Origin of the sequence: Pseudomonas parafulva (genome assembly GCF_002021815.1) — a bacterium.
Taxonomy (GTDB): domain Bacteria; phylum Pseudomonadota; class Gammaproteobacteria; order Pseudomonadales; family Pseudomonadaceae; genus Aquipseudomonas; species Aquipseudomonas parafulva_B.
Window position 1 is genome coordinate 3,893,980 of sequence record NZ_CP019952.1, and the last position, 24,384, is coordinate 3,918,363.

Genomic DNA, 24,384 nt, shown 5'->3' on the forward strand with positions numbered 1-24,384 from the left:
GCGAGGGTAGAAACGCCAGTCATGCAGGGCACTGCTCAGGACGTGAAACGTTCTACGTCCTGAGATGGGTGCCACAGCACCGGAAGGATATCCATCAACGCACGTGGTTCGGCGCTGGTCCAGAAGCGGGTCGACCGAGCTGGGCCGCGTGCAAGCAGATCAGCCCCTGCGAGCAGGCGTTCGAGTTGACGGGCCACGGCAGCGCCCGTATCGATGACGGCCACGTGTGGGGGCACCGTTTCAGCCAGCAAGGGTTTCAAGAACGGATAATGCGTGCAGCCCAGTATCAAGGTATCGCAGCCTGCCGCCAGAAGCGGTTCAACGTAACTGCCCAGCAAAGTGCGTAACACCGGGCTGGTCAGGTCCCCCGTTTCGATCAGTTCGACAAGCCCAGGGCAAGGCTGGGTGACTACCCGCACGTTACTGGCAAAGCGATCGAGCAAGGCGGCGAACTTGGCGCTCTGCAAGGTCCCGGTCGTGGCCAGCACGCCGACTATCCCTGAACGGGTAGCCGCTGCGGCAGGCTTGACCGCCGGTTCCATGCCCACGATCAGCCAGTCAGGATAGTGCGCACGCAGGTCGGCCACCGCAGCCACGGTGGCCGTGTTGCAGGCCAGTACCATGGCCTTGGCACCTTGCTGATAAAAGAAGGCGGCGATGTGGCGACAGCGTTCGCGAATGTAGTCCGGCGATTTTTCCCCGTACGGTACATGGCCACAATCGGCGAGGTAGTGAAGCGTTTCGTTGGGCAAGCGCTGACGAATCTCGGCAAGCACTGACAGCCCCCCCACCCCGGAGTCCATCACCGCGACTGGCCCCTCGCGCTTAGCCATCGCGCTTGCCACACACCGCGCAGCCAGGGTCGCGTTTGACCCGCAATTCACGGATACGCGTGTCCAAAGCGTCGATCAGCAACAGTCGCCCTACCAAGGGTTCGCCGAAGCCGGCCAGCAGCTTCATGGCCTCCAGCGCCTGCAAGCTGCCCACCAGACCTACCAGGGGGCCGATCACGCCCGCCTCGCTGCAGGTCAGCTCAGCCTCGCTGCCGTGACCATACAGGCAGTGATAGCAGGGGCTGTAGTCGCGGCGCGGGTCGAAAACCGAGAGCTGGCCTTCCAGGCGGATCGCGGCGCCACTGACCAGGGGCTTGGCAGCCGCCACGCAGGCCGCATTGACCGCCTCGCGCGTCCCGAAGTTATCCGAGCAGTCGAGGACCAGGTCCACGGCCGCTACGGCAGCGGCCAGCGAGTCCTCATCCAGCGCCTGCCGGTGGGCAACCAGGTCGATTTCCGGGTTTATTGCCTGCAGACGCTGCAAGGCCGAGTCGACCTTGCTCATGCCCACGCTGGTACTGTCATGGATGACCTGGCGCTGCAGGTTCGTCAGGTCGACCGTATCGAAATCTGCCAGGTGCAACTCGCCAACGCCAGCAGCCGCCAGGTACAGCGCCACGGGCGAGCCCAGGCCGCCGAGTCCGACGATCAGGGCCTTGCTGTGCTTAAGGCGCAGCTGGCCGTCGACGTCGATCTGGGACAGCAATACCTGCCGACTGTAGCGCAGCAGCTCCTGGTCGCTCAGCATGGCAGGTGCCCCAAGGTGATGCGCGGATGGCCGCCTAGGTCGGTGCGGCTGCTCACCTCGACAAAGCCGTTTTCCCGCAGCAGCACCTGTACGGCATCAGCCTGGTCATAACCATGCTCGAGCAGAAGCCAGCCGCCTGGGGTGAGGTGGCTCGGCGCCTGCGCGGCGATGACCCGCAGGTCATCCAGACCGTCGACCCCGGCTACCAGCGCGCTGCTGGGCTCGAAGCGTACGTCACCGTCGATCAGGTGCGGGTCTGAAGCCGCGATATAGGGCGGGTTACTGACGATCAGGTCGAAGCGTTCGCTGGAAAGGCCGTCGAACCAGTGGCTGACCTGGATGCGGGCGTTGGCCAGGCCAAGCCGCTGGCGGTTGCGCTCGGCCAACGCGGCGGCCTCGGGCACGCGATCGACCGCCGTTACCTGCCACGCCGGTCGCTCGCTGGCCAGCGCCAGGGCAATTGCACCGGTGCCGGTACCCAGGTCGAGCACCTTGGCCGGCAGCGCAGGCAGCAGCTCCAGCGCCGTCTCGACCAGCAGTTCGGTGTCCGGGCGCGGGATGAGCGTATGCGGGGCCACTTCCAGGTCGATCTTCCAGAAGCCCTGCTGGCCGAGGATATAGGCCACGGGCTCTCCGTCCCTGCGCCGCTGCAGATAGCCGTCGTAAGTCTGGGCAGCGTCGCTGCTGACGATGCGTTCTGGCCAGGTGTGCAAATAACTGCGCGATTTGCCAAGCGCCGCCGCCAGCAGCAACTCGGCATCCAGGCGCTCGGTAGGCGAATCGGGTAACTGCGCGTTGCGCAGCAGGCTGGCGATGATGGTCATCAGTCCCCCAGAGCAGCCAGTTGGTCGGCCTGGTATTCGGCCAGCAAAGGCTCGATCACCGCATCGACTCCACCGGCCAGCACGTCGTCCAGCGAGTACAAGGTCAGGTTGATGCGATGATCCGTGACCCGACCCTGTGGGTAATTGTAGGTGCGAATGCGCTCGGAGCGATCCCCGGAGCCCACCAGCAGCTTGCGCTCACTGGCGATGGCGTTCTGAGCGGCACTGGTCTGCATGTCGTTCAACTTCGCCGATAGCCAGGACAAGGCGCGCGCACGGTTCTTGTGCTGGGAACGCTCTTCCTGGCATTCGACGACAATGCCCGTGGGCAAGTGCGTGATGCGGATGGCCGAGTCGGTCTTGTTCACATGCTGACCGCCTGCGCCGGACGCGCGGTAGGTGTCCACGCGCAAGTCGGCTGGGTTGATCTCGATGGCCGCTTGCTCATCCGGCTCCGGCAAGACCGCCACGGTGCAGGCCGAGGTGTGAATGCGGCCCTGGGATTCGGTTTCGGGCACGCGCTGTACACGGTGCGCGCCGGACTCGAACTTGAGCTTGCCGTACACGTTCTCGCCCTCGACGCGGGCGATGATTTCCTTGTACCCGCCGTGCTCGCCTTCATTCTCGGAGAGGATTTCCAGCCGCCAGCCGCGCTTTTCCGCGTAGCGCGAATACATGCGAAACAGATCGCCCGAAAAGATCGCCGCCTCGTCGCCACCGGTACCGGCGCGAATCTCGAGAAACACGTTGCGCCCGTCGTTGGGGTCCTTGGGCAGCAACATGCGCTGCAGCTGAGCCTCCAACGCCACCAACCGGTCCTTGGCCTCGCGCACCTCCTCCACGGCCATATCACGCATGTCCGGGTCGCTGTCCTTGAGCAGCGCCTGGGCGCTTTCAAGATCGTCCTGGACTTTGCGCCATTGCTGATAGGCCGTGTGCACCGGTTCGACTTCGGCGTACTCGCGGGAATAGGCGCGAAAACGTGTCTGGTCGGAAATGACCTCGGCATCACCAAGCAAAGCGGTGAGTTCTTCGAAGCGGTCCTGGAGAATGTCCAGTTTATTGAGCAGCGACGCTTTCATTACAGGGATTTGTCCGTGGAGCCCTCTTGGAGGGCAAAGAGTTCCTGGGCCATGGCCAGCGCATCGAGGCGGCCCTCGGCCGAGAGCTTTTTGAGCTGCACGCTGGGCGCATGCAGGAGCTTGTTGGTCAGGCCGCGCGCCAATTGGGCCAATACGTCTTCAGGGTTGCCACCGTTGGCCAGCAAGCGCTGGGCCTTTTGCAGTTCTTCATCACGCAGCCGTTCGCTTTGCTGGCGGTAGGCCCGCAGCACATCGACAGCAGCCAGCTCACGCAGGCGTGCCATGAAATCCTCGGCCCCCACCGCCACCAGTTCTTCGGCGGCCTGGGCGGCGCCTTGGCGGCTCTTGAGGTTTTCGGCAACCACGTCATGCAGGTCGTCGACGGTATAGAGGTACACATCGTCGAGCTCGCCCACTTCGGTCTCGATGTCGCGCGGGACAGCGATATCGACCATGAAGATGGGTTTGTGCCGGCGCTGCTTGAGGGCGCTTTCGACGGCGCCCTTGCCTAGAATCGGCAATTGGCTGGCGGTGGAACTGATGACGATATCGCTGTTGGCGAGCTCTTGGGGGATATCGGCGAGCAGCACGGCGTGTGCACCAAACTGCTCGGCCAGGGTGCTGGCGCGCTCGAGTGTACGGTTGGCCACCACGATGCGGCGCACGCCCTGCTCGTGCAGGTGGCGGGCGACCAGGGTGATGGTTTCACCGGCGCCGATCAGCAGGGCCTGGCTGCGGGCCAGGTCGCTGAAGATCTGCTTGGCCAGACTGACCGCCGCGAAGGCGACCGACACGGGGTTTTCGCCGATGGCGGTGTCGGTACGGACCTGCTTGGCGGCGCTGAACGTGGCCTGGAACAGGCGCCCGAGCAGCGGCCCCACGGTGCCGGCTTCGCGGGCAACGGCATAGGCGGACTTCATCTGGCCGAGGATCTGCGGTTCGCCGAGCACCAGAGAGTCGAGGCCGGAGGCAACGCGCATCATGTGCCGGACGGCATCGTGCTCTTCGTGCACGTAGGCGCTGGCACGCAATTCGTCGAGGCTGAGGCGGTGATAGTCGGCCAGCCATTGGAGCACGGCATCGGCCGACAGCTGGTCCTGCTCGATGTAGAGCTCGCTGCGGTTGCAGGTGGACAGGATCGCTGCCTCGCGACTGGTGGTGAGGCGGCAGAGCTGCTGCAGGGCATCCACCAGCTGCTCCGGGGTAAACGCCACGCGCTCGCGTACGTCTACCGAGGCAGTCTTATGGTTGATACCAAGTGCAAGAAAGGCCATGCAAGATCGCTGGTTGTGACAGGAAGCCGATAATTGTCCTCTTTCGCAGGTTAGAGGACAACCACCGTTCGCTATCGAGGTGATAGTGTGGCGGCGCGAAGGTGTTCTTGAGGATACGCTGTGGACTTCAGGCGCTGGCATTCAAGGGTGCAGTCATTTGGCTATTACCCGACTCATGATGGAGCGCTCAAGGCGATAATGCGCATGCCTTACTTACACCGAGTTACAACTTTGTCACCTCCAAGTTCGCTATCGAGTCAAATATCACACACGCATCCCCAAAACAGCCTCTCATGGCTACTGAGTTCGATACTGATTCACCCAACTCCAAAGCGTTCAATCTAGCTTTTGATCTTGATCTTGATCTTGATCTTGATTTTGATCTTGATCTTGATCTTGATCTTGATCTTGATCTTGATCTTGATCTTGATCTTGATCTTGATCTTGATCTTGATCTTGATCTTGATCTTGATCTTGATCTTCGCGACTTCAGAAGGCCGAACGCAGGTCTTGCGAAGGGAGGTGACAGGCATGGATGCCTGTCAAGCGCTGGGCCCCAGGATGGGGCCTACAGCGCGGTCCTCCCGGGAGCAAGACCGGAGTGAGGGAACCCCGAAGCGCAGCGTAGGGGCCGTATGAATGGAGCGCAGCGTTTTTTGGTTACTTTTTGTCGCGTTTGACAAAAAGTGACTCGCCGTAAAGGCGAAAAGGTGATTAAGCGTCGCCATCGCAAATGGACCATACACTCTTTCAACACTCACACTCAACAATAAAACTTCAAACTTCAAACTTCAAACTTCAAAGCGTTGGCACATACAGCAAGTTGGTATTCATTGGCGCGGGTGGCGCACAGTCACCTTTCCGCCCTTACGGCGGCTCACTTTTTGTCTTGTCAAAAAGTAAGCAAAAACCGCCTGCTCCTATCATCCGGCCCCTACGCTACGCTCCGGGGTTCCCTCGCTCCGGGCTTGCTCCCGGGAGGACCGCGCTGCAGGCCCCATCCTGGGGCCCAGCGCTTGACAGGCATCCATGCCTGTCACCTCCCTCCGCAAGCCCTGCGCTCGGCCTCCTGAAGTCGCGATCTGCGACGCCTGAGCTACCGCGCACTTAGAAGCAAGAGCAAAAGCATGGGAACGGGGACGGGCATGGGATGAGGACAGGTATGCTGCGGGCTTGGCAGCAGCAAGCGCTTGCGCGATGGCTACGCACAAGTCCCTGACCCGCGGACCAGGCCACCTCCCGCGCTGCAAGCCGAACCACATCCTAATGTCGCGGTCTTCATAAACGAAGGATCCGCTTCATACCTTGGCCCGGTGGGTTTGCCACCGCGCTTGTGTCATCATGCCCCAACCGCCGGTGAGTCTCCTTATAAGCCCTCTATGAACAAACCCTACGCATTGCTGCTTGCCTTCGCCCTGCTCCAGGGCTGCCAGAGCCTGCCCGCGCACAAGGCCGAGCCTGCTGCTGACGTCGGTAAACCCGAAGCCGAGAAGCCCATGGTGTACGGCTCGTTCAAGCAGGATACGCTCTATAACCTGTTGGTAGCCGAGCTTGCCGGGCAACGCAATCGCTTCGACATCGCCCTGGCCAACTACACCGATGAGGCCGCGCGAACCCAGGATCCTGGCGTCTCCGAACGCGCCTACCGTATCGCCGAATACCTGGGCGCCGATGAACCTGCGCTGGACAACGCCCTCATCTGGGCCCGCAACGACCCGCAGAACCTCGATGCGCAACGCGCCGCCGCCATCCAGCTGGCGCGCGCAGGCCGCTATGACGATGCCATGGCCTATATGGAAAAGGTCCTGCAAGGCCAGGGCGATACCCATTTCGATTTTCTGGCCCTGTCGGCTGCCGAAACCGACCAGAGCACACGTGATGGTCTGCTGCAGAGCTTCGAACGCCTGTTGGTCAAGTACCCTGACAACGGTCAGTTGATCTTCGGCAAGGCCCTGCTGCTGAACCAGGACGGCAAGGCCGAAGAGGCGCTCGAACTGCTCGAATCGCACGCGCCACAAAACGGCGAAATTGCACCGATCCTGCTGCGCGCTCGCTTGCTGCAAGCCCTGGACCGTGGTCCAGAAGCCCTCCCCCTGCTGCGCAAGGCGATTCGCGAAAACCCCGACGACAAGCGCCTGCGCCTGACCTATGCCCGGACCCTGGTAGAACAGGACCGCATCGCCGACGCCAAAGGCGAATTCGTCAGCCTGGTCCAGCAGTATCCCGAGGACGACGAGCTGCGCTATTCCCTGGCGCTGGTGTGCCTTGAAAACAAGGAGTGGGATGAAGCCGAAGGCTACCTGCAGGAGTTGGTCGAACGCGACAGCAACACCGATGCCGCGCACCTGAACCTTGGCCGCATCCACGAAGAACGCCACGACCCGGCAGGTGCCCTGCGCCAGTACGCCCTGGTAGGGCCAGGGCCCGACTACCTGGCCGCGCAACTGCGCCAGGCCGACATCTTGATCGCCAACGGCCGCGGCACCGAAGCCTCTCGCCTGCTGGCCGAAGCCCGCGAAGCCCAGCCCGACTACGCGATCCAGCTGTTCCTGATCGAATCGGAAAGCTACAGCAACAATAACAAGGACGCCCAGGCCAACCAGGTGCTGCAACAAGCCATCCAGCGCTACCCGGACGACCTCAACCTGCTCTACACCCGTGCCATGCTCGCCGAAAAGCGCGATGACCTGCCCCAGATGGAAAAGGACCTGCGCGCCATCATTGCCCGCGAGCCGGAAAACGCCATGGCCTTGAATGCCCTTGGCTATACCCTGGCCGACCGCACCAATCGTTACGCCGAAGCCCAGGCCCTGATCGACAAGGCGCATCAGCTGACCCCGGACGATCCCGCAGTGCTCGACAGCCTGGGCTGGGTGAACTATCGCCTGGGCAACCTCGACAAAGCAGAGGGTTACCTGCGCCAGGCCTTCGCCAGCTTCCCCGACCATGAAGTCGCCGCCCACCTGGGCGAGGTGCTGTGGGCCAACGGCAAGCGGCGCGAAGCCCGCCAAGTGTGGGCCAAGGGCTTCGAAGCCCAGGCCGACAGCCCAGTGCTGCGCAAGACCCTCCTACGCCTGACCGGATCCGAGACCCTTTAAGACCATGCTATTGCGCCATTTCGTAACCTTCACCCTCATCGCCCTCCTGGCCGGCTGTGCCGGCATTGGCAGCCGCGAAGCCTTGCAGGGCCACGGCGACCCACAGCAGTGGCGTTCCCACAAACAGCAGTTGAGCAGCCTCGACGGCTGGCAGATCAACGGCAAGGTGGGCATCCGTGCCCCACGCGACTCGGGCAGTGGCACCCTGTTCTGGCTGCAGCGCCAGGACTACTTCGACATTCGCCTGGCCGGGCCGCTGGGCCGTGGGGCCGCACGCCTGACCGGCCGGCCTGACGCCGTGGTGCTGGAAGTGGCCAACCAGGGCCGCTACGAAGCCACCAGCCCCGAAGCGCTGCTGGAAGAGCAACTGGGCTGGAAGCTGCCTGTTTCCCACCTGGTCTGGTGGGTGCGCGGCCTGCCAGCGCCGGACACCAAGAGCAAGCTGACCCTCGACGGCGACAGCCGCCTGGCCAGCCTTGAACAGGACGGCTGGCAGGTCGAGTACCTGAGCTATGCCGAGCATAAAGGTTACTGGCTGCCCGAACGCCTCAAGCTGCACGGCAAGGACCTGGACGTGACCCTGGTGGTCAAGGACTGGCAGCCCCGCCAGCTGGGGCACTGAGTCGATGCAAGCGCTTACCCTGCCCGCGCCGGCCAAGCTGAACCTGTGGCTGCACATCGTTGGCCGCCGTGCCGATGGCTACCACGAGCTTGAAACGGTCTTCCAGTTTCTCGACCACGGCGACGAGCTGAGCTTCGCTGTGCGTGAGGACGGCATGATCCGCCTGCACAGCGACCTCGATACCGTGCCCCATGACAGCAACCTGATCGTGCGTGCCGCTCGCCAGCTGCAGGTCCAATCGGGTACGCCCCTAGGCGCGGACATCTGGCTTGACAAGGTGCTGCCGATGGGCGGTGGCATCGGCGGCGGCAGCTCGGATGCCGCCACTACCCTGCTTGGCCTTGCGCACCTGTGGCAATTGGATTGGAACGAAGATCGCCTGGCTGCCCTGGGCCTCGGCCTGGGTGCCGATGTACCGGTATTCGTGCGCGGTCATGCCGCCTTTGCCCAGGGTGTGGGCGAACAGCTCACGCCGGTCGATCCGGAACAACCCTGGTATGTGGTGCTGGTTCCGCAAGTGTCTGTAAGCACAGCAGAAATTTTTTCACATCCGCAGTTGACACGTGATTCTCTCCCCCTTAAGATGCGCCCCGTTCCCAAGGGAAACAGTCGAAATGACTGCCAACCGGTGGTAGAGCAGAATTACCCGGAAGTTCGCAACGCGCTGAACGCACTGGGGAAATTCACAGAGGCTCGACTAACCGGAACTGGAAGTTGTGTGTTTGGGGCCTTCCCAAGCAAAGCCGAAGCTGATAAAGTTCTGGCCCTTCTTTCAGCGACCCAAACAGGGTTTGTGGCGAAAGGAAGCAATATTTCGATGTTGCATCGCAAGCTGCAAAGTCTGGTCAAGAAGTCGAGTGCCTAGCGCTCGCAGCAACAGATACAGGGGCGTCGCCAAGCGGTAAGGCAGCAGGTTTTGATCCTGCCATGCGTTGGTTCGAATCCAGCCGCCCCTGCCATTTTCCTTATACTCATCCAGGTATACCCTCAGCCTTCAGGTACTGCGCGTGTCCAAGATGATGGTCTTTACGGGGAACGCTAACCCCGATCTGGCTCGGCGTGTCGTACGTCAGCTGCATATCCCTCTCGGTGACGTCTCTGTCGGTAAATTCTCCGACGGCGAGATCAGCACTGAGATCAATGAAAATGTCCGCGGTAAAGACGTCTTCATTATTCAGCCGACCTGTGCACCGACCAACGATAACCTGATGGAACTGGTAGTGATGGCCGACGCCTTCCGCCGCTCCTCAGCTTCCCGAATCACCGCCGTGATTCCTTACTTCGGATACGCCCGCCAGGACCGCCGTCCGCGTTCGGCACGTGTAGCCATCAGCGCCAAAGTCGTCGCTGACATGCTCACTGTCGTGGGTATCGACCGTGTACTCACCGTCGACCTGCACGCTGACCAGATCCAGGGTTTCTTCGATATCCCGGTCGACAACATCTACGGTTCGCCCGTACTGGTCGACGATATCGAAGACCAGCGTTTCGAGAACCTGATGATTGTCTCCCCGGACATCGGTGGTGTCGTGCGCGCACGTGCTGTCGCCAAGTCCCTGGGTGTCGACCTGGGTATCATCGACAAACGCCGTGAAAAGGCCAATCACTCCGAAGTGATGCACATCATCGGCGACGTCGAAGGGCGCACCTGCATCCTGGTAGACGACATGGTCGACACCGCCGGCACCCTGTGCCATGCGGCCAAAGCCCTGAAAGAGCACGGCGCTGCCAAGGTTTACGCCTATTGCACGCACCCTGTCCTGTCGGGCCGCGCGATCGAGAACATCGAGAAGTCGGTCCTGGACGAGCTGGTGGTGACCAACACCGTTCCACTGTCCGCCGCTGCTCAAGCCTGTGACCGTATCCGCCAGCTGGATATCGCACCGGTTGTCGCCGAAGCGGTTCGCCGCATCAGCAACGAAGAATCGATCAGCGCGATGTTCCGCTAAGCGGAACGCTCGCTGACGAAAAGCGCCCCGCCCCAGCACATCTGCTGGGGCGGGGCTTTTTTGCCATCCCCGTTGGCGCTGGTCGCAAACGCCCTCGGGGGGCTATTTTGGAGAAACAAAATGACTGATTTCACTCTGAACGCCCAAGCGCGTACTGACCTGGGGAAAGGTGCGAGCCGCCGCCTGCGTCACTCCGCCAGCATCCCAGCCGTAGTCTACGGTGGTGATAAAGAAGCCCAATCCCTGACCATCGTGGCCAAGGAAATCACCAAGCTGTTCGAAAACGAAGCTGCCTTCAGCCACGTCATCGAACTGAACGTTGACGGCGTCAAGCAGAACGTCATCATCAAGGCCATGCAGCGCCACCCGGCCAAACAGTTCATCATGCACGCCGACTTCATCCGCGTCGTTGCTGGTCAGAAACTGACCGCCAAGGTACCGGTTCACTTCATCAACGAAGAAGGCCCGGTCAAGAAAGGCGGCGAAGTTTCGCACGTTGAGTCGGAGCTGGAAGTTTCCTGCGAAGCCAAAGACCTGCCTGAGTTCATCGAGGTCGACCTGGCCAATGCTGAAATCGGCACCATCATCCACCTGTCGGACCTGAAAGCTCCGAAAGGCGTAGAGTTCGTCGCTCTGGCCCACGGTGATGACAAAGCAGTTGCCAACGTTCACGCACCACGCGTGTCCGCTGAAGCTGAGGAAGAAGGCGCTGCCGAGTAATCCACTCGCACGCCGGCGTTGATCGGGTTACAGTGCCGCGCGTCCTGTAACCCACCAACTCCAAGGAAGAGCCCCTGACGTGACCGCCATCCAGTTGATCGTCGGCCTGGGTAACCCCGGCCCCGAATACGAACAGACCCGGCATAACGCAGGGGCTCTTTTCGTTGAACGCATTGCCAGCGCCCAGCGCATCTCGCTGACCGCTGATAAGAAATATTTCGGCCTGACGGCTAAATTCAGCCATCAGGGCAACGATGTTCGCCTGCTGATCCCCACCACCTACATGAACCGTAGCGGCCAGTCCGTGGCGGCGTTGGCCAATTTCTTCCGGATTAAACCGGAGGCCATCCTGGTGGCGCACGACGAACTCGACCTGCCTCCCGGCGTTGCCAAGCTCAAGCGCGGCGGCGGCCATGGCGGGCACAACGGCCTGCGCGACATCATCGCGCAGCTCGGCAACCAGAACGACTTCCATCGCCTGCGGCTCGGTATTGGCCATCCAGGCGACGCCAAGCTGGTCTCCAACTTCGTCCTGGGCCGCGCACCGCGCGCCGAGCAGGAGAAGCTCGACGCCAGCATCGACTTTGCCCTCGGTGTGCTGCCGGACGTGCTCGCTGGCGACTTCGCCAAGGCGATGCGCGAGCTGCACAGCCAGAAGGCCTGATTTCCTTTAGAGAGGGGAATACCCATGGGTTTCAATTGCGGCATCGTCGGCCTGCCCAACGTCGGCAAGTCCACCCTGTTCAACGCCCTGACCAAGTCTGGCATCGCGGCAGAGAACTTCCCTTTCTGCACCATCGAGCCGAACAGCGGTATCGTGCCCATGCCCGATGCGCGCCTCAATGCGCTGGCTGAAATCGTCAAGCCCAACCGCATCCTGCCCACCACCATGGAATTCGTCGACATTGCAGGCCTGGTGGCCGGTGCTTCGAAAGGCGAAGGCCTGGGCAACAAGTTCCTCGCCAACATCCGCGAGACCGACGCCATCGCCCACGTGGTGCGCTGCTTCGAAGACGAGAACGTGATTCACGTTTCCAACAGCGTCGATCCCAAGCGCGACATCGAGATCATCGACCTCGAACTGATCTTTGCCGACCTCGACAGCTGCGAAAAGCAGTTGCAGAAAGTGGCCCGCAACGCCAAGGGTGGCGACAAGGACGCCCTGGCGCAGAAGGCCATTCTGGAACAGCTGATCCCGCATTTCACCGAAGGCAAGCCAGCGCGCAGCCTGATGAAGAACATGAGCGCCGATGAAAAGGCCCTGATCCGTAGCTTCCACCTGCTGACCAGCAAGCCGGTGATGTACATCGCCAACGTTGCCGAGGACGGTTTCGAGAACAACCCGCACCTGGACGTGGTGAACGCCATCGCCGAGGAAGAAGGCGCGGTGGTCGTACCGGTGTGCAACAAGATCGAAGCGGAAATCGCCGAGCTGGACGACGGTGAAGAAAAGGACATGTTCCTCGAGGCCCTGGGCCTGGAAGAACCTGGCCTGAATCGTGTGATCCGTGCCGGTTACGAGTTGCTGAACCTGCAGACCTACTTCACCGCCGGCGTGCAGGAAGTACGTGCATGGACCGTGCGCGTAGGTGCCACTGCCCCGCAAGCGGCCGGGGTGATCCACACCGACTTCGAGAAAGGCTTCATCCGCGCCGAAGTCGTGGCCTATGACGATTTCATCCAGTACAAGGGTGAGAGCGGCGCCAAGGAAGCCGGCAAGTGGCGCTTGGAAGGCAAGGATTACATCGTCAAAGATGGCGACGTGATGCACTTCCGCTTCAACGTTTGATCGACGCTTAACCGCAGCGTAAATAAGCAGGAGCGTTCAGCAGCCCAATTGAGGGTCTGCCGAACGCTCCTGTTTTTATTCAAGCCCGCAAAAAGCGGGAGCACGGCGCCAGTGCGTGCGGCTTACTCACCTCCCCCAGACCGCTGCTCGCCTGCCAGCATCACCAGCAAGACGATCACCATCACCGCGGCACCCAGGTTGTAGAGCATGCCGGCCACAAACGCATGCACATACTGGCCGGCTTGAACGACCAAGCCTTCCCCTGGCAGCGCCGCCGCGAAGAAAATCCCCACCACGGCCACCCCCAGCGCCGCACCGACCTGCTGCACTGCCCCGCACCTACCACGATCAGTACCGGGATCAGCCAAACTGGCACCAGCTGTGCGCCTGCCGCCTGGACCTGGGCAATCAGCAACCCGATCGACAGCGCGTACAGCAAGGCCCCTACCATGATCGCTCGTATTCCCCAGCCCGCAACCAGCCGCGGGGCAGCAAGGGATGCCAGTACGAAACCCACACTGCAGGGTGCGAAGATACTGCCCGCCATGAAGGGATCCAGACCCAGCCCGCTCTGCATCAGCAGGGCGAAGCACAGAAAAAAGGAACTGGATGTGGAATAGACCACCAGCACCAGCAGCGTACCCAGTGCAAAGCGGCGCTGCGTCAACAGTTGCATGTCCACCAAGGGCAACCTGCCGGTCGCTCGTCGCCGTTGCTGCTGGCGTTTGAACAGCGCGAGCAAGCCCAATGCCAGGCCGAGCGCGAAGAAACTCCAGGCAGGCCACCCCTGCCCCGGTCCTTCGATCAGCGGCACGAGCAGCAATGCCAGGCCGACGCTGACCAGCGCCACGCCTGCCCAGTCCAGGTCCGGGCGCTGGGGCGCGCGGGTCTCGGGGATGTAGCGCGCCGCCACGAAAGCCAGCAACCCAATGGGTACATTGATCAAAAAGATGCTGCGCCAGCCTGATCCGAACAGGTCAGCATGTACCATCCAGCCGCCCAGCACCTGGCCTGCGAGGGCAGCCAGCCCCAGCGTCATCCCTAGCAAGCCGAAGGCGCGGCGGCTGTCCTGGGCGTCGAAGTTGACCCGAATCGAAGCATAGACCTGAGGGAACAGCAGCGCGGTGGCCAGCCCCTGTACAGCCCGTGCACCGATCAGAAAAGCAGCACTGGGCGCCAGGCGCCGCTGGTGAGGCGTTTGATGCACGACCTGCCGCACGCGGCCTTCGTCCTCAACCTGCGCTGGGATGTACTGGGGTTCAATGGGCTAGCCGACGCACTCTTCGGCTTCGCCGCGCACCCGCCTGAGCGCCGCAACCTGCTCTGGCTGCTGTTCACCGACCCGACGATGCATGGGCGCTTGCACGACTGGGACAGCCAGGCCCCGATTATGCTGGCAAGCGTTCGTCGCGACTTCGCCCGGGCCACGCAGGAAGCCGATATCCACGCATTGGTGGACGAACTGGAGCATGTCTCGCCGGCCTTCAAGGCCGGCTGGCGCACCCACGACGTGCATGCATCCTGCAGCGGCGTACGCCAACTGGTCATCGATGGGCAGGCCCAGCTGTTCGAGCATACCTCGCTGACCGTCGATGAAGACCGGCACCTTCGGCTGGTGGTATACGCACGCCAAGATGGGCTGCCAGGCAGCCCATGATTCACGCGTCGTTTTCAGTTTCGGCCGGGCGTTGCCCGTCCTGCAACAGCACCATGCTCTGCGGCGCAGAGAGGGCGATACCTTCGTCGCGCAGGCGCCCCAGTATGGTGAACAGCAGGTCACTGCGGGCACCGCCCACCAACCGCGGCCCTGCCACATAACCACTGACGCCAATCACCATACCGGCATTGGTCAGGTCCTTGAACGACACCGATGGTGCCGGTGCTTCGAGGATGGCCTCGTGCTCCTGGAAGGCGGTCAGCAGCAGCTCACGGACCCGGTTGGCGTCGGTGTCCAGGGGCAAGGTCAGGGTAATACCGACCACGCCAAGGGCATTGCCCATGGTCACGTTGCGCACGTTCTGGGAGATGAACTGCGAGTTAGGGACGATCACGGTGGAGCGGTCCGACATCTGGATCTCGGTGGCGCGCACGTTGATGCGACGGATATCCCCCTCGACACCCGCCAGGCTCACCCAGTCACCCACCTTGACCGGGCGTTCGGTAAGCAGGATCAGGCCGGAGATGAAGTTCTGCACGATCTGCTGCAGGCCGAAGCCGATACCGACCGACAAGGCACTCACCACCCAGGTCAGGCTAGTGAGGTTGATGTGCAGGGTCGACATCACCAGCATGGCCAGGAACAGGAAGCCCAGGTAACCCACCAGGGTGACCAGCGAGGCGCGCATGCCGGCGTCCATGTCGGTTTCCGGCAGCAGGCGCTCACTCAACCAGCGCTTGACCACACGAATGGCCAGCATCCCGCCTACCAGTATGCCAAGCGCCAGCACGATGTCCTGGGGCACGATGTTCAGGTTGCCAAGTAGCTTGCCGCCCGTGCCATCCCAGTCACCCAGGCTCAGCAACAGTTCGCTGGGGCTGGTGCCCGACGGCATCAAGGTCAGCAGCAGGGCCAGGATCACCACGACGGTGCGACCAATGCCGGCGAGCACCGTGCTCGCCTGCGCCTGGTGCCGTGGTGCCAGGCCCAGCGTCGAGGCCAGCGCCAAGCCACCCGGTTGGCGAGGCGAGAGCAGCATTTCGCACAGATCACTCAGGAACGTTGTGAGCAAGTAGGCGCACGTGACGACCAGGCTTACCCATAGCAGCTTGGCTGTGAGGAAATAGGCCAGGGTGAGGTACCCGGTGATCAGCGATAGCAGGATCGCGGCTAGCCACACCACCATCACGAACGGGATCAAGCCGGCCAGGCCCGTCGCCCGGTCAATGCCATGCCGACGCCGAGCACGGCGGTAGGTCATCAGGGCGCCGGCGAAAATCAACGCCACCACCAGTGCAGTAAGGCCATTGACCGCCACGGTCAGGGCCAGGCTGACGCCGATCACACTGTTGATCCGCTCCAGGGTCATCATCACCATCAAGGCCAGTGCCAGCACCTTGGGGAACCAGCCCAGGGCCTCGGCCACTTCGTCGGCAATCGCCGGCAAACGCCAGGAGGGACGCTGCAACATCAACAGTGCCCGGCCAAGTCCGGTAATGAAGGCGCTGAACACCACCAGGGCAAGAATATGATCGGTCAGGCTGGCCAGGTCCGAACCCAGTTGCGCACTGCTTTCAACGCCCCAGCGCAACAACGATACCGAGCCGGCAATGGTGCCCAGGGTTGCCAGGCTTACACCCACGGCCAAGGCACTGCGACGCAAGCGTCCCTCCGGTAACCAGCGCACCATGGACCTTGCCAGCAGCCGCTCCAGCAAACCCCGCACCAAGGTCCATACCAGGATCGAAGCGATCAGGCTGGTGAAGAACAGCCAGCGGTGTTCAGCGCTCAGGGCACTGTCGAGCGCGTCGGTGATCTCGCCGCGCAGGTCATGCAGCCGTGCCACATCGTCCTGGGTAGGGCGGATCATGCTCTGCCAGAACGCAGGGCTCAACGGCGACGCTGCCCGGCTGGATATCTGCGAGTTGAACAGGCTGCGGCGCAGGTTGACGATCTGCGTGGACAGGTCCCGCGCCGACTGGGTCAGCTTGGTGGCCTGATCCTGCTGGGTCGCCAGGGTTTTCTTCTCGGCCTCCAGCGCCTTGCGCTGCTGGGTCAAGGTCGCAGGCTCGTCCGGCTGAGCGGGGCCGATGACCTTCAACTGATCGTCCACCTTCTGCGCATCGGCTGCACGCTGGGTGCTCAAAGCATCGGCCTGGCGCTGGACCTGCACGGCCGCCATGCGCAGTTGCGCCAGCAGGTCGTCGTTGGCATCACTGGTGACGCCCTGGCGAATCTGGTCCAGTCGGTCGCTAAGCTGGTCGACGCTCGCGGTTTCGTCCAGTGCCGGTGCGTCAGCGGCAGCCTGCGCCGTCGTCGCAGGGGCAGGTGCCGACCAGGCTGGGTTGGACACTGTCACAATCAGCGCCAGCAACAGCATCACGCTGTGACTAAAGCGGGAAAGGCTGACACGCCTCATCGAACATTCCTCTTTGCAATTCGATCTGGCGAGCGATTCTACGCCGCTTCGGGCCATCAGGAGAGGGCTGTTTCGCGCGCCAGCAATTGCCGTTTGCGCTCGATCCCCCAGCGGTAGCCGCTGATGTCGCCGTCCCGGCGCACCACCCGGTGGCATGGAATGGCCACGGCAATACGGTTAGCCGCGCAGGCCTTGGCCACTGCCCGCACCGCCTTGGGGGCGCCTATGCGCTCGGCGATGTCGCTGTAGCTGACCCGGCAGCCAGGGGGTACTTCACGCAGCGCTTGCCACACGCGCTCCTGAAAGACGGTGCCCTGCACATCCAGCGGCAGGTCCAGGCCGAGCGCCGGCGCCTCGACGAACCCGATGACCTGCGCCACGACCTGTTCGTACGCGCCATCGGCACCGATCAGCTCGGCGTTGCAGAACTGGTCTTCCAGGGCGTGCACCAGCGCCTCAGGATCATCGCCGAGCAAAATCGCGCAGATGCCCTTTTCGCTCTGGGTAACCAGGATGGCACCTAGTGAGCACTGGCCCACGGCGAAGCGAATGGTCACCCCGGCACCACCTGCGCGAAACTGCCGGGGTGGCATGCCCAGCCGCTGCTCAGCCCCGGCATAGAAGCGGCTGCTGGAGTTGTAGCCCGCCTCGAAAATGGCATCGGTGACCGAGCCCTGCCCATGCCCCAGGCTGCTCCTCAGGCGCTGGGCGCGGAAGGCCTCGGCGTAGGCTTTGGGTGTAAGGCCGGTTTGCGCCTTGAACAGCCGATGCAGGTGGAACGGGCTGACGGCCAGGCGCTCGCCCAACTGCTCCAGGCTGGGCGGTAGCTCGCACGCCTCGATCAGGCGACAGGCATCGCTGACCAGGCGCCGCGTACGCGCCGAAATGGCAGGCCGGCCCATGCAGCGCTTGCAGGCGCGGTAGCCCGCTGCCTCGGCCAATGCCGGGGACTCGAAGAACTCCAGGTTGCTGCGCAGGGGGAGCCTGGCCTTGCAGCCTGGATAGCAGTAGATGCCGGTGGTGCGCACGGCATAGACGAAATGGTCCGCCGCCTCGGCAACACGTGCCGCAACGGCCTGCCAGCGCTGCTCGGGAGTGGTGTAGGTTGTCATGTTCATCTTCTAGACTAAGTGCAGTTCGGCAAGCGCTCAGGCCCGCCACAAGTACCAGGCGGCGACGGTGCGATAAGGTCGCCAGGCGGCGCCCAGCGCGCGCATCTGTGCAGGCGTCGGTGCTTTTTCCAAGCCCTTGAGCCGCCGATAGCCCTCCCGTACGCCAAAGTCATCGACCGGCAACACATCCAGACGCTCCAGGCTGTAGATCAACAGCATCTCCACTGTCCATCGCCCTACCCCGCGCAGCGTCACCAGACGCTCGATCAATTCGTCGTCGGGCATGTCCAGGGCCTGCTCGCGGGTTGGCACCACACCGTCCAGGCGGCCTTGGGCAATGTCCAGCAGCGTGGCCAGTTTGCTGGCCGAGAAGCCGCAGCTGCGCAAGGCGGCGGGGTCCGCTGTCAGCAGTTGCGTGGGGGTGGGGAAAGCCTCTTGCCCAAATAGCGCCAGCAGCCGCCCGAGGATGGCGTCGCCTGCACGGGCGTGCAGTTGTTGGTAAGCGACCGACCTCACCAGTGCTTCGAAGGGTTCACGCCCCGGGGTAGTACGGTGGCGGCAGGGGCCGACGGCGGCAATGTGCCGCGCCCAGTCCGCATCCAGGCCACCCAGGTATTCGGCCGCTTGCCGGTAAGCGAAAGGTTCGGCGTCGATCAACATTGAAGCGGCTCCATCGATCAGTGGAGATGCCAGCTTAACCCAGCCACTCATCGGCCGACTGCCGGATCTTGCGCAAGTAATTCCTGAGGCAGCATTGCCCGCCATGGCCTTACCCGCATAGAATTGAGAACCATTCACAATCACATCCGACAGGAACCGACCGTGGCGACGATGCAGCTTCCCGACACGCTCAAACCGACCGAGGTCGCCCTGCTCTACCAATCCCACCATGCGTGGTTGCGCGGCTGGCTACGCAGTCGCGTCGGTTGCAGCGAACATGCGGCCGACCTGGCCCAGGACACCTTCGTGCGCCTGTTGCGCGCCCGGCAGACCTCGCCGTTGAAAGAGCCTCGCGCCTACCTCAGCAGCATCGCCCGCGGCCTGATGATCGATCAGTTTCGTCGCCGTGCGCTGGAGCGGGCCTACCAGGACAGCCTGGCGCACCTACCCGAAACCGATATCCCGAGCGAAGAACACAGGCTGGTCATTCTCGATAGCCTGGAGCGCCTCGATCGTGCCCTGCACCAGCTCAAGCCGCGTGCTCGCCAAGCCTTTCTGCATGCGCAACTGGACGGGCTGAGCATCATCCAGATCAGCTTGCTCCTGGGCGTTTCGAAAGCGACCGTGGAGCGCGACCTGGCCAAGGCGCTGAAGACTTGCTACCGGTTGCGTTATGCCGACGCCTGACCAAGCACCCGCCCAGGCCCGGGTCGACCAGGCCATCGACTGGTTGGTGAGGCTACGCTTCGGCAGCCCAGGGCCGGATGCCCAGGCGCAGTTCCAGCAATGGTTGTCGTTGCACCCTCACAATGGGTTGGCCTGGCAGCGCGTCAGCAACCTGGGCGATGAGCTCGCCGGGCTACCCAAGGACCTCAGCCGTCGTACCCTGCAAGGCAGCGAGCGCCAGGGCATCAGCCGGCGCGACCAGCTCAAGCTGGGGGCCTTGTTGGTGGTCGGCAGCGGCCTTGGCTGGATGGCGCGCGAGCCGCTGGGCCTGCCGGAGCTGCTGGCCGACAGTGCCACTGCCACCGGCGAGCGCCGACAATTGCAAGGCAGTGATGGCAGCCGCATCCAACTGAACACCGCCAGTGCTATCGACCTGCGCTTCACGGCGAGCCAACGCCGCCTGGCGCTTCTGCGCGGTGAAGTCAGCCTGGACAGCAATTCTGACGACAAACGCCCGTTCTTCATCGATACCCGAGTAGCCACCCTGCGCACCCTCGACGGGCAACTGCTGGTGCGCCAGAGCGATCACGGCTTGCTGGTGGCGGTGCGCCGGGGCGAAGTCACGGTGATGACCGGTGCTACGCCAGTGCGGGTGCATTCCGGCGAGACCTTGCGCGTGCAGGCCAATGGAAGCCATCAAGCCGTCACCCCGCCCAGTGACCCTTGGGGCTGGACGCAGGGTGTGCTCAGCGTTCGGCAAATGCCGCTGGCAGATTTCGTCGCTGAGCTGAACCGATACCGGCCCGGTCTGCTGCGCTGCGCCCCAGCGGTGGCGAAACTGATGGTTTCCGGGACCTACCAGCTGGCCGACACCAATCAGATCCTGCAGCTACTGGCCCGCAGCCTGCCAGTGCGTATCGCTTACCACACCCGGTATTGGGTCAACATCGACGCCGCTTAGCTCACTGACACGGCTCAGTTGGTAACCACCGGAGCGAGCTGCAATGCCGTTCCTGCAGGCAAATCCGCTAGCTTTCAGAGGGGGTGCAGGACGGCTGCTCACGCCGATAAGACTGCCGTGCAAAGCACACGAAAAGCCCGGCCATCAATGCCAGCGCCATGGGCAGCCCGTGGGGCGCCACGTCCATGGCCGCACCACTGATCAGCGGCCCCACCAGGCTGCCGACGCCCCACAACAAACCGACGCTGGCATTGGCGGTGACCAGGTCCTGCCCTTTGAAACGCTGGCCTATCAACACCAGTGCCAGGGTATAGATGCCGCCCGCGACAGCACCCAGTACTACTAGCAAGGGCCACAACAGCCACGTCATGTTCAGCAACCAGGGCAACCCGATGCCAATGGCCATGGCCACTACCCCGCACGCCAGGTGCAGGCCGGTGCGCTCGACGCGGTCGGCAAGCCAGCCCAGCGGCAGCTGGAACAGCATGTCCCCTGCGAACACCACGGTCACCATCAGCGCCGCCACACCCACGGCAAAACCGTGGCTGCTGGCGTACACCGGCAAGAGCGAGAGCACCACGGCATCGAAAAACGAGAAAAACAGCACAGCCACGCACAGCGCCGGGGCCACGCGAAAGAAGCCGGCCAGGCCGAAGCTCTTGTCGTCTTCAGCGTGCAGCACCCGGTCATTGGGCACCGTCACCACGATGCACGCCAACGCCAGGCCATAGCAGGCCGTGACCACGCCGGTAATCCAGGGGCTGTGGGCACCAAGCATCGCCAGCATCGCCGGCCCAAGCACTTGGAAACCGGTAAAGCTGGTGGCGTAGAGGGCCATGATCTTCCCCCGGTTGTGCTCCTGGCACAGTTCGTTGACCCACGACTCACCGAGAATGATCGCGATGCCCATGCCAAGGCCCAGCGCCAGGCGCAAGATCGCCAGCCACCACAACGAGGCAAATGCAGGTTCCAGCAGGCCGATGCTCAGTGTGCACAGGCTGAAACACAGCAAGTAGAGTGTGCGTCGCTTGAAATACCGGCAGCAGGCATCAACCAGAAAGGCCGACAGCATCATGCCAGCCGCCGGAATGGCGGAAATCATCCCGATTTCAAGGGTGCCTGCGCCAGCCTCGTGCAGGCGCAACGACACCAGGGGCAGGGTCGCGCCCAGGCTGAACCCCACGACCGAAACGGCGAACAGTAAGCCCGCCAGCAAACGCATGTTCATGAACCACTCCCAGCAAACCGATAAGACGTGCAGACAAAGGCACCCACCACCACGGCGGACGCTGTTCGAACGCTGATCAGTTCAGGTGTGGCGAGAAGGTGAAGGCAAACAGGACGCTGCGACGGCGCTTGAGCACGGTGTCGCTCGGCCAGGCACGGCGCAGCCCATCCGGGGCAGGCTGACGGCGACAGGGCAAGGACAGGAAACGGCGCATTGCTTTGGCTACTACGCAGAAAGTGAGCAAGAGGCGGCACTCTAGGCCAGAGCAGGCGATACCGTCAATTGCCTCAGTGCCTGTGGCGTCAAGGGGGCATCCCTGCCCCTTTTTGAGCATCAGCGCTTGCCCGTGCTCGGCAGCAATACCGCCAGCACCCCGAACAGGGGCAGGAACGAGCAAAGCCCGTACACGTATTCGATACCGCGCAGGTCAGCCACATAGCCCAGCAATGCCGCGCCAATGCCGCCAAAGCCGAACATCAGGCCAAAGAAGATGCCCGCGATCATGCCTACGCTACCGGGCACCAGTTCCTGGGCATACACCACGATGGCGGAGAATGCCGAGGCCAGGATGAAGCCGATCACCACGCTCAGTACCGTTGTCCAGAACAGGTCCGCGTAAGGCAGTGCCAGGGTGAACGGTGCCACGCCCAGAATCGAGAACCAGATCACCGCCTTGCGCCCGATGCGATCGCCGATGGGCCCGCCAAAGAAGGTGCCCGCCGCGACCGCGCCCAGGAACAGGAACAGGTGCAACTGCGAACTGGCGACCGATACGCCGAACTTCTCGATCAGGTAGAAGGTGAAGTAGCTGGTGAAGCTTGCCATGTAGAAGTACTTGGAAAACACCAGCAGCCCCAGCACCACCAGCGCGGCAACCACGCGCCCGCGGGAGATGCCGTGGGTAGCCTGTACCACCTTGCGCGCCTTGGCTTGGCTCAGGTGCTCGATGTACCAGCGGCGCAGCATCAGGGTCACGGCGAGAAAGAACAGTGCAGCCACGCCAAACCAGGCGACATGGGTTTGCCCGAACGGGATGACGATGGCCGCAGCCAGCAACGGGCCCAGGGCAGAACCTGTGTTACCGCCTACCTGGAAGGTCGATTGCGCCAGGCCAAAGCGGCCTCCGGACGCCAATCGCGCAATACGCGAGGTTTCGGGATGGAATGTCGAAGAGCCGATGCCCACCAGGGCCGAGGCGAGCAGAATCATCGGGAAGCTGCCGACGAACGCCAGCATCACGATACCGATCAGCGTGCACACCGTGCCCATGGGCAGCAGGTTGGGCGTAGGCCGGCGGTCGGTGAAAAAGCCCACCCAGGGTTGCAGCAGCGAGGCGGTGATCTGAAACGTCAGGGTGATCATGCCGATCTGGGCGAAGCTCAAGTCGTAATTGGCCTTGAGCATTGGGTAGATGGCCGGCAGCACTGACTGGATCAGGTCATTGATCAGGTGCGCCAAGGCGCAGAAGCCGATGATGCGCATTACCAACGGCGTAGCGGTGCTCGCCTGCGCTTGGGTGGACGCCGGGGCGGCGCTGGGGATGGCCATGGCCTGGATCTCCGTCGGAAAGCTGGGCTCCGATTATCGGGATACAAATAGATACATAGCTACCTTTTTTTCTACATCAGGTCTGGCCAGCCCTTTCTTCCAAAGCTCTGTGGATGCTCCGACTGGGCCGAGAGCGTCCGGGGCTCGAGCCGGTAAATACCGAAATTGAAGCCGATCAACCATACGATTTGGGGTTTTCAGGGGATGGATAACGCTGCGCGCACCGCGATCGCTCGCTAAGTTTTTGAAAGCGTGCAAATTTTTTTATAAAGCGTGTTGACAGGGGGGCCGTTCAAGAGAATAATGCGCGCCATCGGCTACATAGCTCAGTTGGTTAGAGCATAGCATTCATAATGCTGGGGTCCGGGGTTCAAGTCCCTGTGTAGCCACCAAACAAGACGAAGGGCTTACCGCAAGGTAAGCCCTTTTTCTTTGCCCGCCAGAAAGTCAGGTGGTCTTCGCGAGCCTGCGCAATCACCTCACACCGCTCATCGCCAAAAAGACAGCTACCAGGCTAACCACGCCCAGTGCGCGAGCGACATGGGCGCGCGAAAGGCCACGTTAAGCCACAGCGGGATTGCTGACTCACCTGGGCTTGCTGCAAAAGGATGACGCCGCACTGCCGTCACCGCCCCAGGTGCGGTAGCCGGCCGTGTCCAGGTGAATGCGACCGCTCGGGTAGCGGCCAAGGCCCATGCCCCACGCCTGACCGTGCTGCTGCCAGAAACGGCACAGCGGGTTGGGGTCGGCCCAGGGCGCCAGCAGGACATCCACGGCGAATGCCTGGGTATGCGCACTGCCGATCGCCCCGCCGGCACAGCGATTGAGGCCTGGATCACGGTAGGCGGAGACCACTTCGAAATCGGGCAAGGCTCCTTGCTCACCCAGCGTTCGGAGCAATGACAGCGTAGCGCGCACAGCCGGCCAGTGTTGCTTGGGCGGCACGACAAACGGTGAAGCCCGGCACAATTTCCAGTCCGAGGCCGAGCGCAGCAGCTGATCAATGGGCACCACGCCGTAGACGCGCGCCTGCACGAGCATGTCCCGAAAAGGCCGTGTCGGGTGCTCACCCGCCCACTGGGCGAACATCCTCAGGTCGCGTTCATCGGCCAGGGCCCCGCTGGACGCCGAATTTACCGCCAGCAACAGCGCGGCAACCACACTCCGTTTCTTCGACATGGCACACCCCTGCAC

General features: G+C 62.7%; 24 protein-coding genes and 2 tRNA genes. 12 read left to right on the forward strand and 14 right to left on the reverse strand.

Annotated features, from left to right (window positions below):
- Positions 1-35 precede the first annotated feature (35 nt).
- From murI to B2J77_RS21410, 6 genes are all read right to left on the reverse strand, one after another.
- On the reverse strand, positions 36-833 hold the full coding sequence (gene murI / locus B2J77_RS17465; RefSeq protein ID WP_078479106.1) for a glutamate racemase: 798 nt from the start codon (positions 831-833) through the stop codon (positions 36-38).
- A complete protein-coding gene (locus B2J77_RS17470; RefSeq protein WP_058639470.1) occupies positions 826-1,581 on the reverse strand; it encodes a molybdopterin-synthase adenylyltransferase MoeB in 756 nt (251 codons plus the stop codon). The genes murI and B2J77_RS17470 overlap by 8 nt, the downstream gene beginning before the upstream one ends.
- On the reverse strand, positions 1,575-2,405 hold the full coding sequence (gene prmC / locus B2J77_RS17475) for a peptide chain release factor N(5)-glutamine methyltransferase (protein WP_058605369.1): 831 nt from the start codon (positions 2,403-2,405) through the stop codon (positions 1,575-1,577). Before prmC ends, B2J77_RS17470 begins: the two co-directional genes overlap by 7 nt.
- Positions 2,405-3,487, reverse strand: a complete 1,083-nt coding sequence (prfA, locus tag B2J77_RS17480; RefSeq protein WP_058605370.1) for a peptide chain release factor 1 — start codon at positions 3,485-3,487, stop codon at positions 2,405-2,407. Before prfA ends, prmC begins: the two co-directional genes overlap by 1 nt.
- Positions 3,487-4,761, reverse strand: coding sequence for a glutamyl-tRNA reductase (gene hemA, locus B2J77_RS17485; protein ID WP_058639472.1), 1,275 nt, complete (start codon positions 4,759-4,761; stop codon positions 3,487-3,489). The genes prfA and hemA overlap by 1 nt, the downstream gene beginning before the upstream one ends.
- Before the next feature lie 341 nt (positions 4,762-5,102).
- The gene (locus B2J77_RS21410) at positions 5,103-5,294 is read right to left on the reverse strand and encodes a hypothetical protein (RefSeq protein WP_153302517.1); all 192 of its coding nucleotides are present in this window, start codon (positions 5,292-5,294) and stop codon (positions 5,103-5,105) included.
- An 846-nt stretch (positions 5,295-6,140) separates the two neighbouring features.
- Between B2J77_RS21410 and B2J77_RS17500 the strand changes: the two genes are divergently transcribed.
- From B2J77_RS17500 to ychF, 8 genes are all read left to right on the forward strand, one after another.
- Complete coding sequence (locus B2J77_RS17500) at positions 6,141-7,859, forward strand: tetratricopeptide repeat protein (RefSeq protein ID WP_078479107.1); 1,719 nt, start codon at positions 6,141-6,143, stop codon at positions 7,857-7,859.
- Between the two features lie 4 nt (positions 7,860-7,863).
- Positions 7,864-8,481, forward strand: coding sequence for a lipoprotein insertase outer membrane protein LolB (lolB, locus tag B2J77_RS17505; protein WP_078479108.1), 618 nt, complete (start codon positions 7,864-7,866; stop codon positions 8,479-8,481).
- A gap of 4 nt (positions 8,482-8,485) precedes the next feature.
- A complete protein-coding gene (gene ispE / locus B2J77_RS17510) occupies positions 8,486-9,346 on the forward strand; it encodes a 4-(cytidine 5'-diphospho)-2-C-methyl-D-erythritol kinase (RefSeq protein WP_078479109.1) in 861 nt (286 codons plus the stop codon).
- 19 nt (positions 9,347-9,365) lie between these two features.
- Positions 9,366-9,440 (forward strand) — tRNA-Gln (locus B2J77_RS17515).
- A gap of 48 nt (positions 9,441-9,488) precedes the next feature.
- Positions 9,489-10,430, forward strand: a complete 942-nt coding sequence (locus B2J77_RS17520) for a ribose-phosphate pyrophosphokinase (RefSeq protein ID WP_003247410.1) — start codon at positions 9,489-9,491, stop codon at positions 10,428-10,430.
- A 120-nt stretch (positions 10,431-10,550) separates the two neighbouring features.
- Entirely contained in the window at positions 10,551-11,150 is a 600-nt protein-coding gene (locus B2J77_RS17525; RefSeq protein ID WP_023533244.1) for a 50S ribosomal protein L25/general stress protein Ctc, read from the forward strand.
- Positions 11,151-11,229: 79 nt separating this feature from the next.
- The gene (pth, locus tag B2J77_RS17530; protein WP_016501511.1) at positions 11,230-11,814 is read left to right on the forward strand and encodes an aminoacyl-tRNA hydrolase; all 585 of its coding nucleotides are present in this window, start codon (positions 11,230-11,232) and stop codon (positions 11,812-11,814) included.
- Positions 11,815-11,838: 24 nt separating this feature from the next.
- The gene (ychF, locus tag B2J77_RS17535; RefSeq protein WP_058603088.1) at positions 11,839-12,939 is read left to right on the forward strand and encodes a redox-regulated ATPase YchF; all 1,101 of its coding nucleotides are present in this window, start codon (positions 11,839-11,841) and stop codon (positions 12,937-12,939) included.
- A 181-nt stretch (positions 12,940-13,120) separates the two neighbouring features.
- Here the strand turns inward: ychF and B2J77_RS17540 are convergent, their stop codons facing one another.
- Positions 13,121-14,158, reverse strand: coding sequence for an MFS transporter (locus B2J77_RS17540; RefSeq protein ID WP_228385146.1), 1,038 nt, complete (start codon positions 14,156-14,158; stop codon positions 13,121-13,123).
- Here B2J77_RS17540 and B2J77_RS17545 point away from each other — a divergent pair.
- A complete protein-coding gene (locus tag B2J77_RS17545) occupies positions 14,141-14,596 on the forward strand; it encodes an XRE family transcriptional regulator (protein ID WP_194286086.1) in 456 nt (151 codons plus the stop codon). The two genes, B2J77_RS17540 and B2J77_RS17545, sit on opposite strands and share 18 nt — an antisense overlap.
- Position 14,597: 1 nt before the next feature.
- Here B2J77_RS17545 and B2J77_RS17550 read toward each other — a convergent pair whose 3' ends face one another.
- From B2J77_RS17550 to B2J77_RS17560, 3 genes are read right to left on the reverse strand one after another with little or no spacing between them, the layout of a single operon-like run.
- Entirely contained in the window at positions 14,598-17,015 is a 2,418-nt protein-coding gene (locus B2J77_RS17550; RefSeq protein ID WP_078479110.1) for a DUF3772 domain-containing protein, read from the reverse strand.
- Positions 17,016-17,071: 56 nt separating this feature from the next.
- Positions 17,072-18,127, reverse strand: coding sequence for a bifunctional DNA-binding transcriptional regulator/O6-methylguanine-DNA methyltransferase Ada (gene ada, locus B2J77_RS17555; protein ID WP_078479111.1), 1,056 nt, complete (start codon positions 18,125-18,127; stop codon positions 17,072-17,074).
- Between the two features lie 36 nt (positions 18,128-18,163).
- Positions 18,164-18,787: a DNA-3-methyladenine glycosylase family protein gene (locus B2J77_RS17560; RefSeq protein WP_078479112.1), complete on the reverse strand. Its 624-nt coding sequence runs from the start codon at positions 18,785-18,787 to the stop codon at positions 18,164-18,166.
- Positions 18,788-18,958: 171 nt separating this feature from the next.
- Between B2J77_RS17560 and B2J77_RS17565 the strand changes: the two genes are divergently transcribed.
- On the forward strand, positions 18,959-19,474 hold the full coding sequence (locus B2J77_RS17565) for a sigma-70 family RNA polymerase sigma factor (RefSeq protein ID WP_027915459.1): 516 nt from the start codon (positions 18,959-18,961) through the stop codon (positions 19,472-19,474).
- Entirely contained in the window at positions 19,461-20,414 is a 954-nt protein-coding gene (locus tag B2J77_RS17570; protein ID WP_078479113.1) for a FecR domain-containing protein, read from the forward strand. The genes B2J77_RS17565 and B2J77_RS17570 overlap by 14 nt, the downstream gene beginning before the upstream one ends.
- A gap of 67 nt (positions 20,415-20,481) precedes the next feature.
- On the opposite strand, the gene B2J77_RS17575 is transcribed toward B2J77_RS17570, so the two are convergent.
- The 3 genes from B2J77_RS17575 to B2J77_RS17580 all read right to left on the reverse strand — a co-directional run bounded on the left by B2J77_RS17575 (position 20,482) and on the right by B2J77_RS17580 (position 23,190).
- On the reverse strand, positions 20,482-21,642 hold the full coding sequence (locus tag B2J77_RS17575) for an MFS transporter (RefSeq protein WP_058603093.1): 1,161 nt from the start codon (positions 21,640-21,642) through the stop codon (positions 20,482-20,484).
- Between the two features lie 76 nt (positions 21,643-21,718).
- The gene (locus tag B2J77_RS21545; RefSeq protein WP_167338938.1) at positions 21,719-21,856 is read right to left on the reverse strand and encodes a hypothetical protein; all 138 of its coding nucleotides are present in this window, start codon (positions 21,854-21,856) and stop codon (positions 21,719-21,721) included.
- A gap of 119 nt (positions 21,857-21,975) precedes the next feature.
- Positions 21,976-23,190: an MFS transporter gene (locus B2J77_RS17580; RefSeq protein ID WP_078479114.1), complete on the reverse strand. Its 1,215-nt coding sequence runs from the start codon at positions 23,188-23,190 to the stop codon at positions 21,976-21,978.
- 315 nt (positions 23,191-23,505) lie between these two features.
- On the opposite strand from B2J77_RS17580, the gene B2J77_RS17585 reads away from it, so the two are divergent.
- Positions 23,506-23,582 (forward strand) — tRNA-Met (locus B2J77_RS17585).
- A 193-nt stretch (positions 23,583-23,775) separates the two neighbouring features.
- Here B2J77_RS17585 and B2J77_RS17590 read toward each other — a convergent pair.
- Complete coding sequence (locus tag B2J77_RS17590) at positions 23,776-24,369, reverse strand: D-Ala-D-Ala carboxypeptidase family metallohydrolase (protein WP_194286087.1); 594 nt, start codon at positions 24,367-24,369, stop codon at positions 23,776-23,778.
- Positions 24,370-24,384: the final 15 nt, after the last annotated feature.

Bases quoted from the DNA above. Each gene is read 5' to 3' on its own strand.
- murI (WP_078479106.1), bottom strand. From the start codon at position 833: ATGGCTAAGCGCGAGGGGCCAGTCGCGGTGATGGACTCCGGGGTGGGG.
- B2J77_RS17470 (WP_058639470.1), bottom strand. From the start codon at position 1,581: ATGCTGAGCGACCAGGAGCTGCTGCGCTACAGTCGGCAGGTATTGCTG.
- prmC (WP_058605369.1), bottom strand. From the start codon at position 2,405: ATGACCATCATCGCCAGCCTGCTGCGCAACGCGCAGTTACCCGATTCG.
- prfA (WP_058605370.1), bottom strand. From the start codon at position 3,487: ATGAAAGCGTCGCTGCTCAATAAACTGGACATTCTCCAGGACCGCTTC.
- hemA (WP_058639472.1), bottom strand. From the start codon at position 4,761: ATGGCCTTTCTTGCACTTGGTATCAACCATAAGACTGCCTCGGTAGAC.
- B2J77_RS21410 (WP_153302517.1), bottom strand. From the start codon at position 5,294: ATGCCTGTCACCTCCCTTCGCAAGACCTGCGTTCGGCCTTCTGAAGTC.
- B2J77_RS17500 (WP_078479107.1), top strand. From the start codon at position 6,141: ATGAACAAACCCTACGCATTGCTGCTTGCCTTCGCCCTGCTCCAGGGC.
- lolB (WP_078479108.1), top strand. From the start codon at position 7,864: ATGCTATTGCGCCATTTCGTAACCTTCACCCTCATCGCCCTCCTGGCC.
- ispE (WP_078479109.1), top strand. From the start codon at position 8,486: ATGCAAGCGCTTACCCTGCCCGCGCCGGCCAAGCTGAACCTGTGGCTG.
- B2J77_RS17525 (WP_023533244.1), top strand. From the start codon at position 10,551: ATGACTGATTTCACTCTGAACGCCCAAGCGCGTACTGACCTGGGGAAA.
- ychF (WP_058603088.1), top strand. From the start codon at position 11,839: ATGGGTTTCAATTGCGGCATCGTCGGCCTGCCCAACGTCGGCAAGTCC.
- B2J77_RS17545 (WP_194286086.1), top strand. From the start codon at position 14,141: ATGCACGACCTGCCGCACGCGGCCTTCGTCCTCAACCTGCGCTGGGAT.
- B2J77_RS17550 (WP_078479110.1), bottom strand. From the start codon at position 17,015: ATGAGGCGTGTCAGCCTTTCCCGCTTTAGTCACAGCGTGATGCTGTTG.
- ada (WP_078479111.1), bottom strand. From the start codon at position 18,127: ATGACAACCTACACCACTCCCGAGCAGCGCTGGCAGGCCGTTGCGGCA.
- B2J77_RS17560 (WP_078479112.1), bottom strand. From the start codon at position 18,787: ATGTTGATCGACGCCGAACCTTTCGCTTACCGGCAAGCGGCCGAATAC.
- B2J77_RS17565 (WP_027915459.1), top strand. From the start codon at position 18,959: ATGCAGCTTCCCGACACGCTCAAACCGACCGAGGTCGCCCTGCTCTAC.
- B2J77_RS17570 (WP_078479113.1), top strand. From the start codon at position 19,461: ATGCCGACGCCTGACCAAGCACCCGCCCAGGCCCGGGTCGACCAGGCC.
- B2J77_RS17575 (WP_058603093.1), bottom strand. From the start codon at position 21,642: ATGAACATGCGTTTGCTGGCGGGCTTACTGTTCGCCGTTTCGGTCGTG.
- B2J77_RS21545 (WP_167338938.1), bottom strand. From the start codon at position 21,856: ATGCGCCGTTTCCTGTCCTTGCCCTGTCGCCGTCAGCCTGCCCCGGAT.
- B2J77_RS17580 (WP_078479114.1), bottom strand. From the start codon at position 23,190: ATGGCCATCCCCAGCGCCGCCCCGGCGTCCACCCAAGCGCAGGCGAGC.
- B2J77_RS17590 (WP_194286087.1), bottom strand. From the start codon at position 24,369: ATGTCGAAGAAACGGAGTGTGGTTGCCGCGCTGTTGCTGGCGGTAAAT.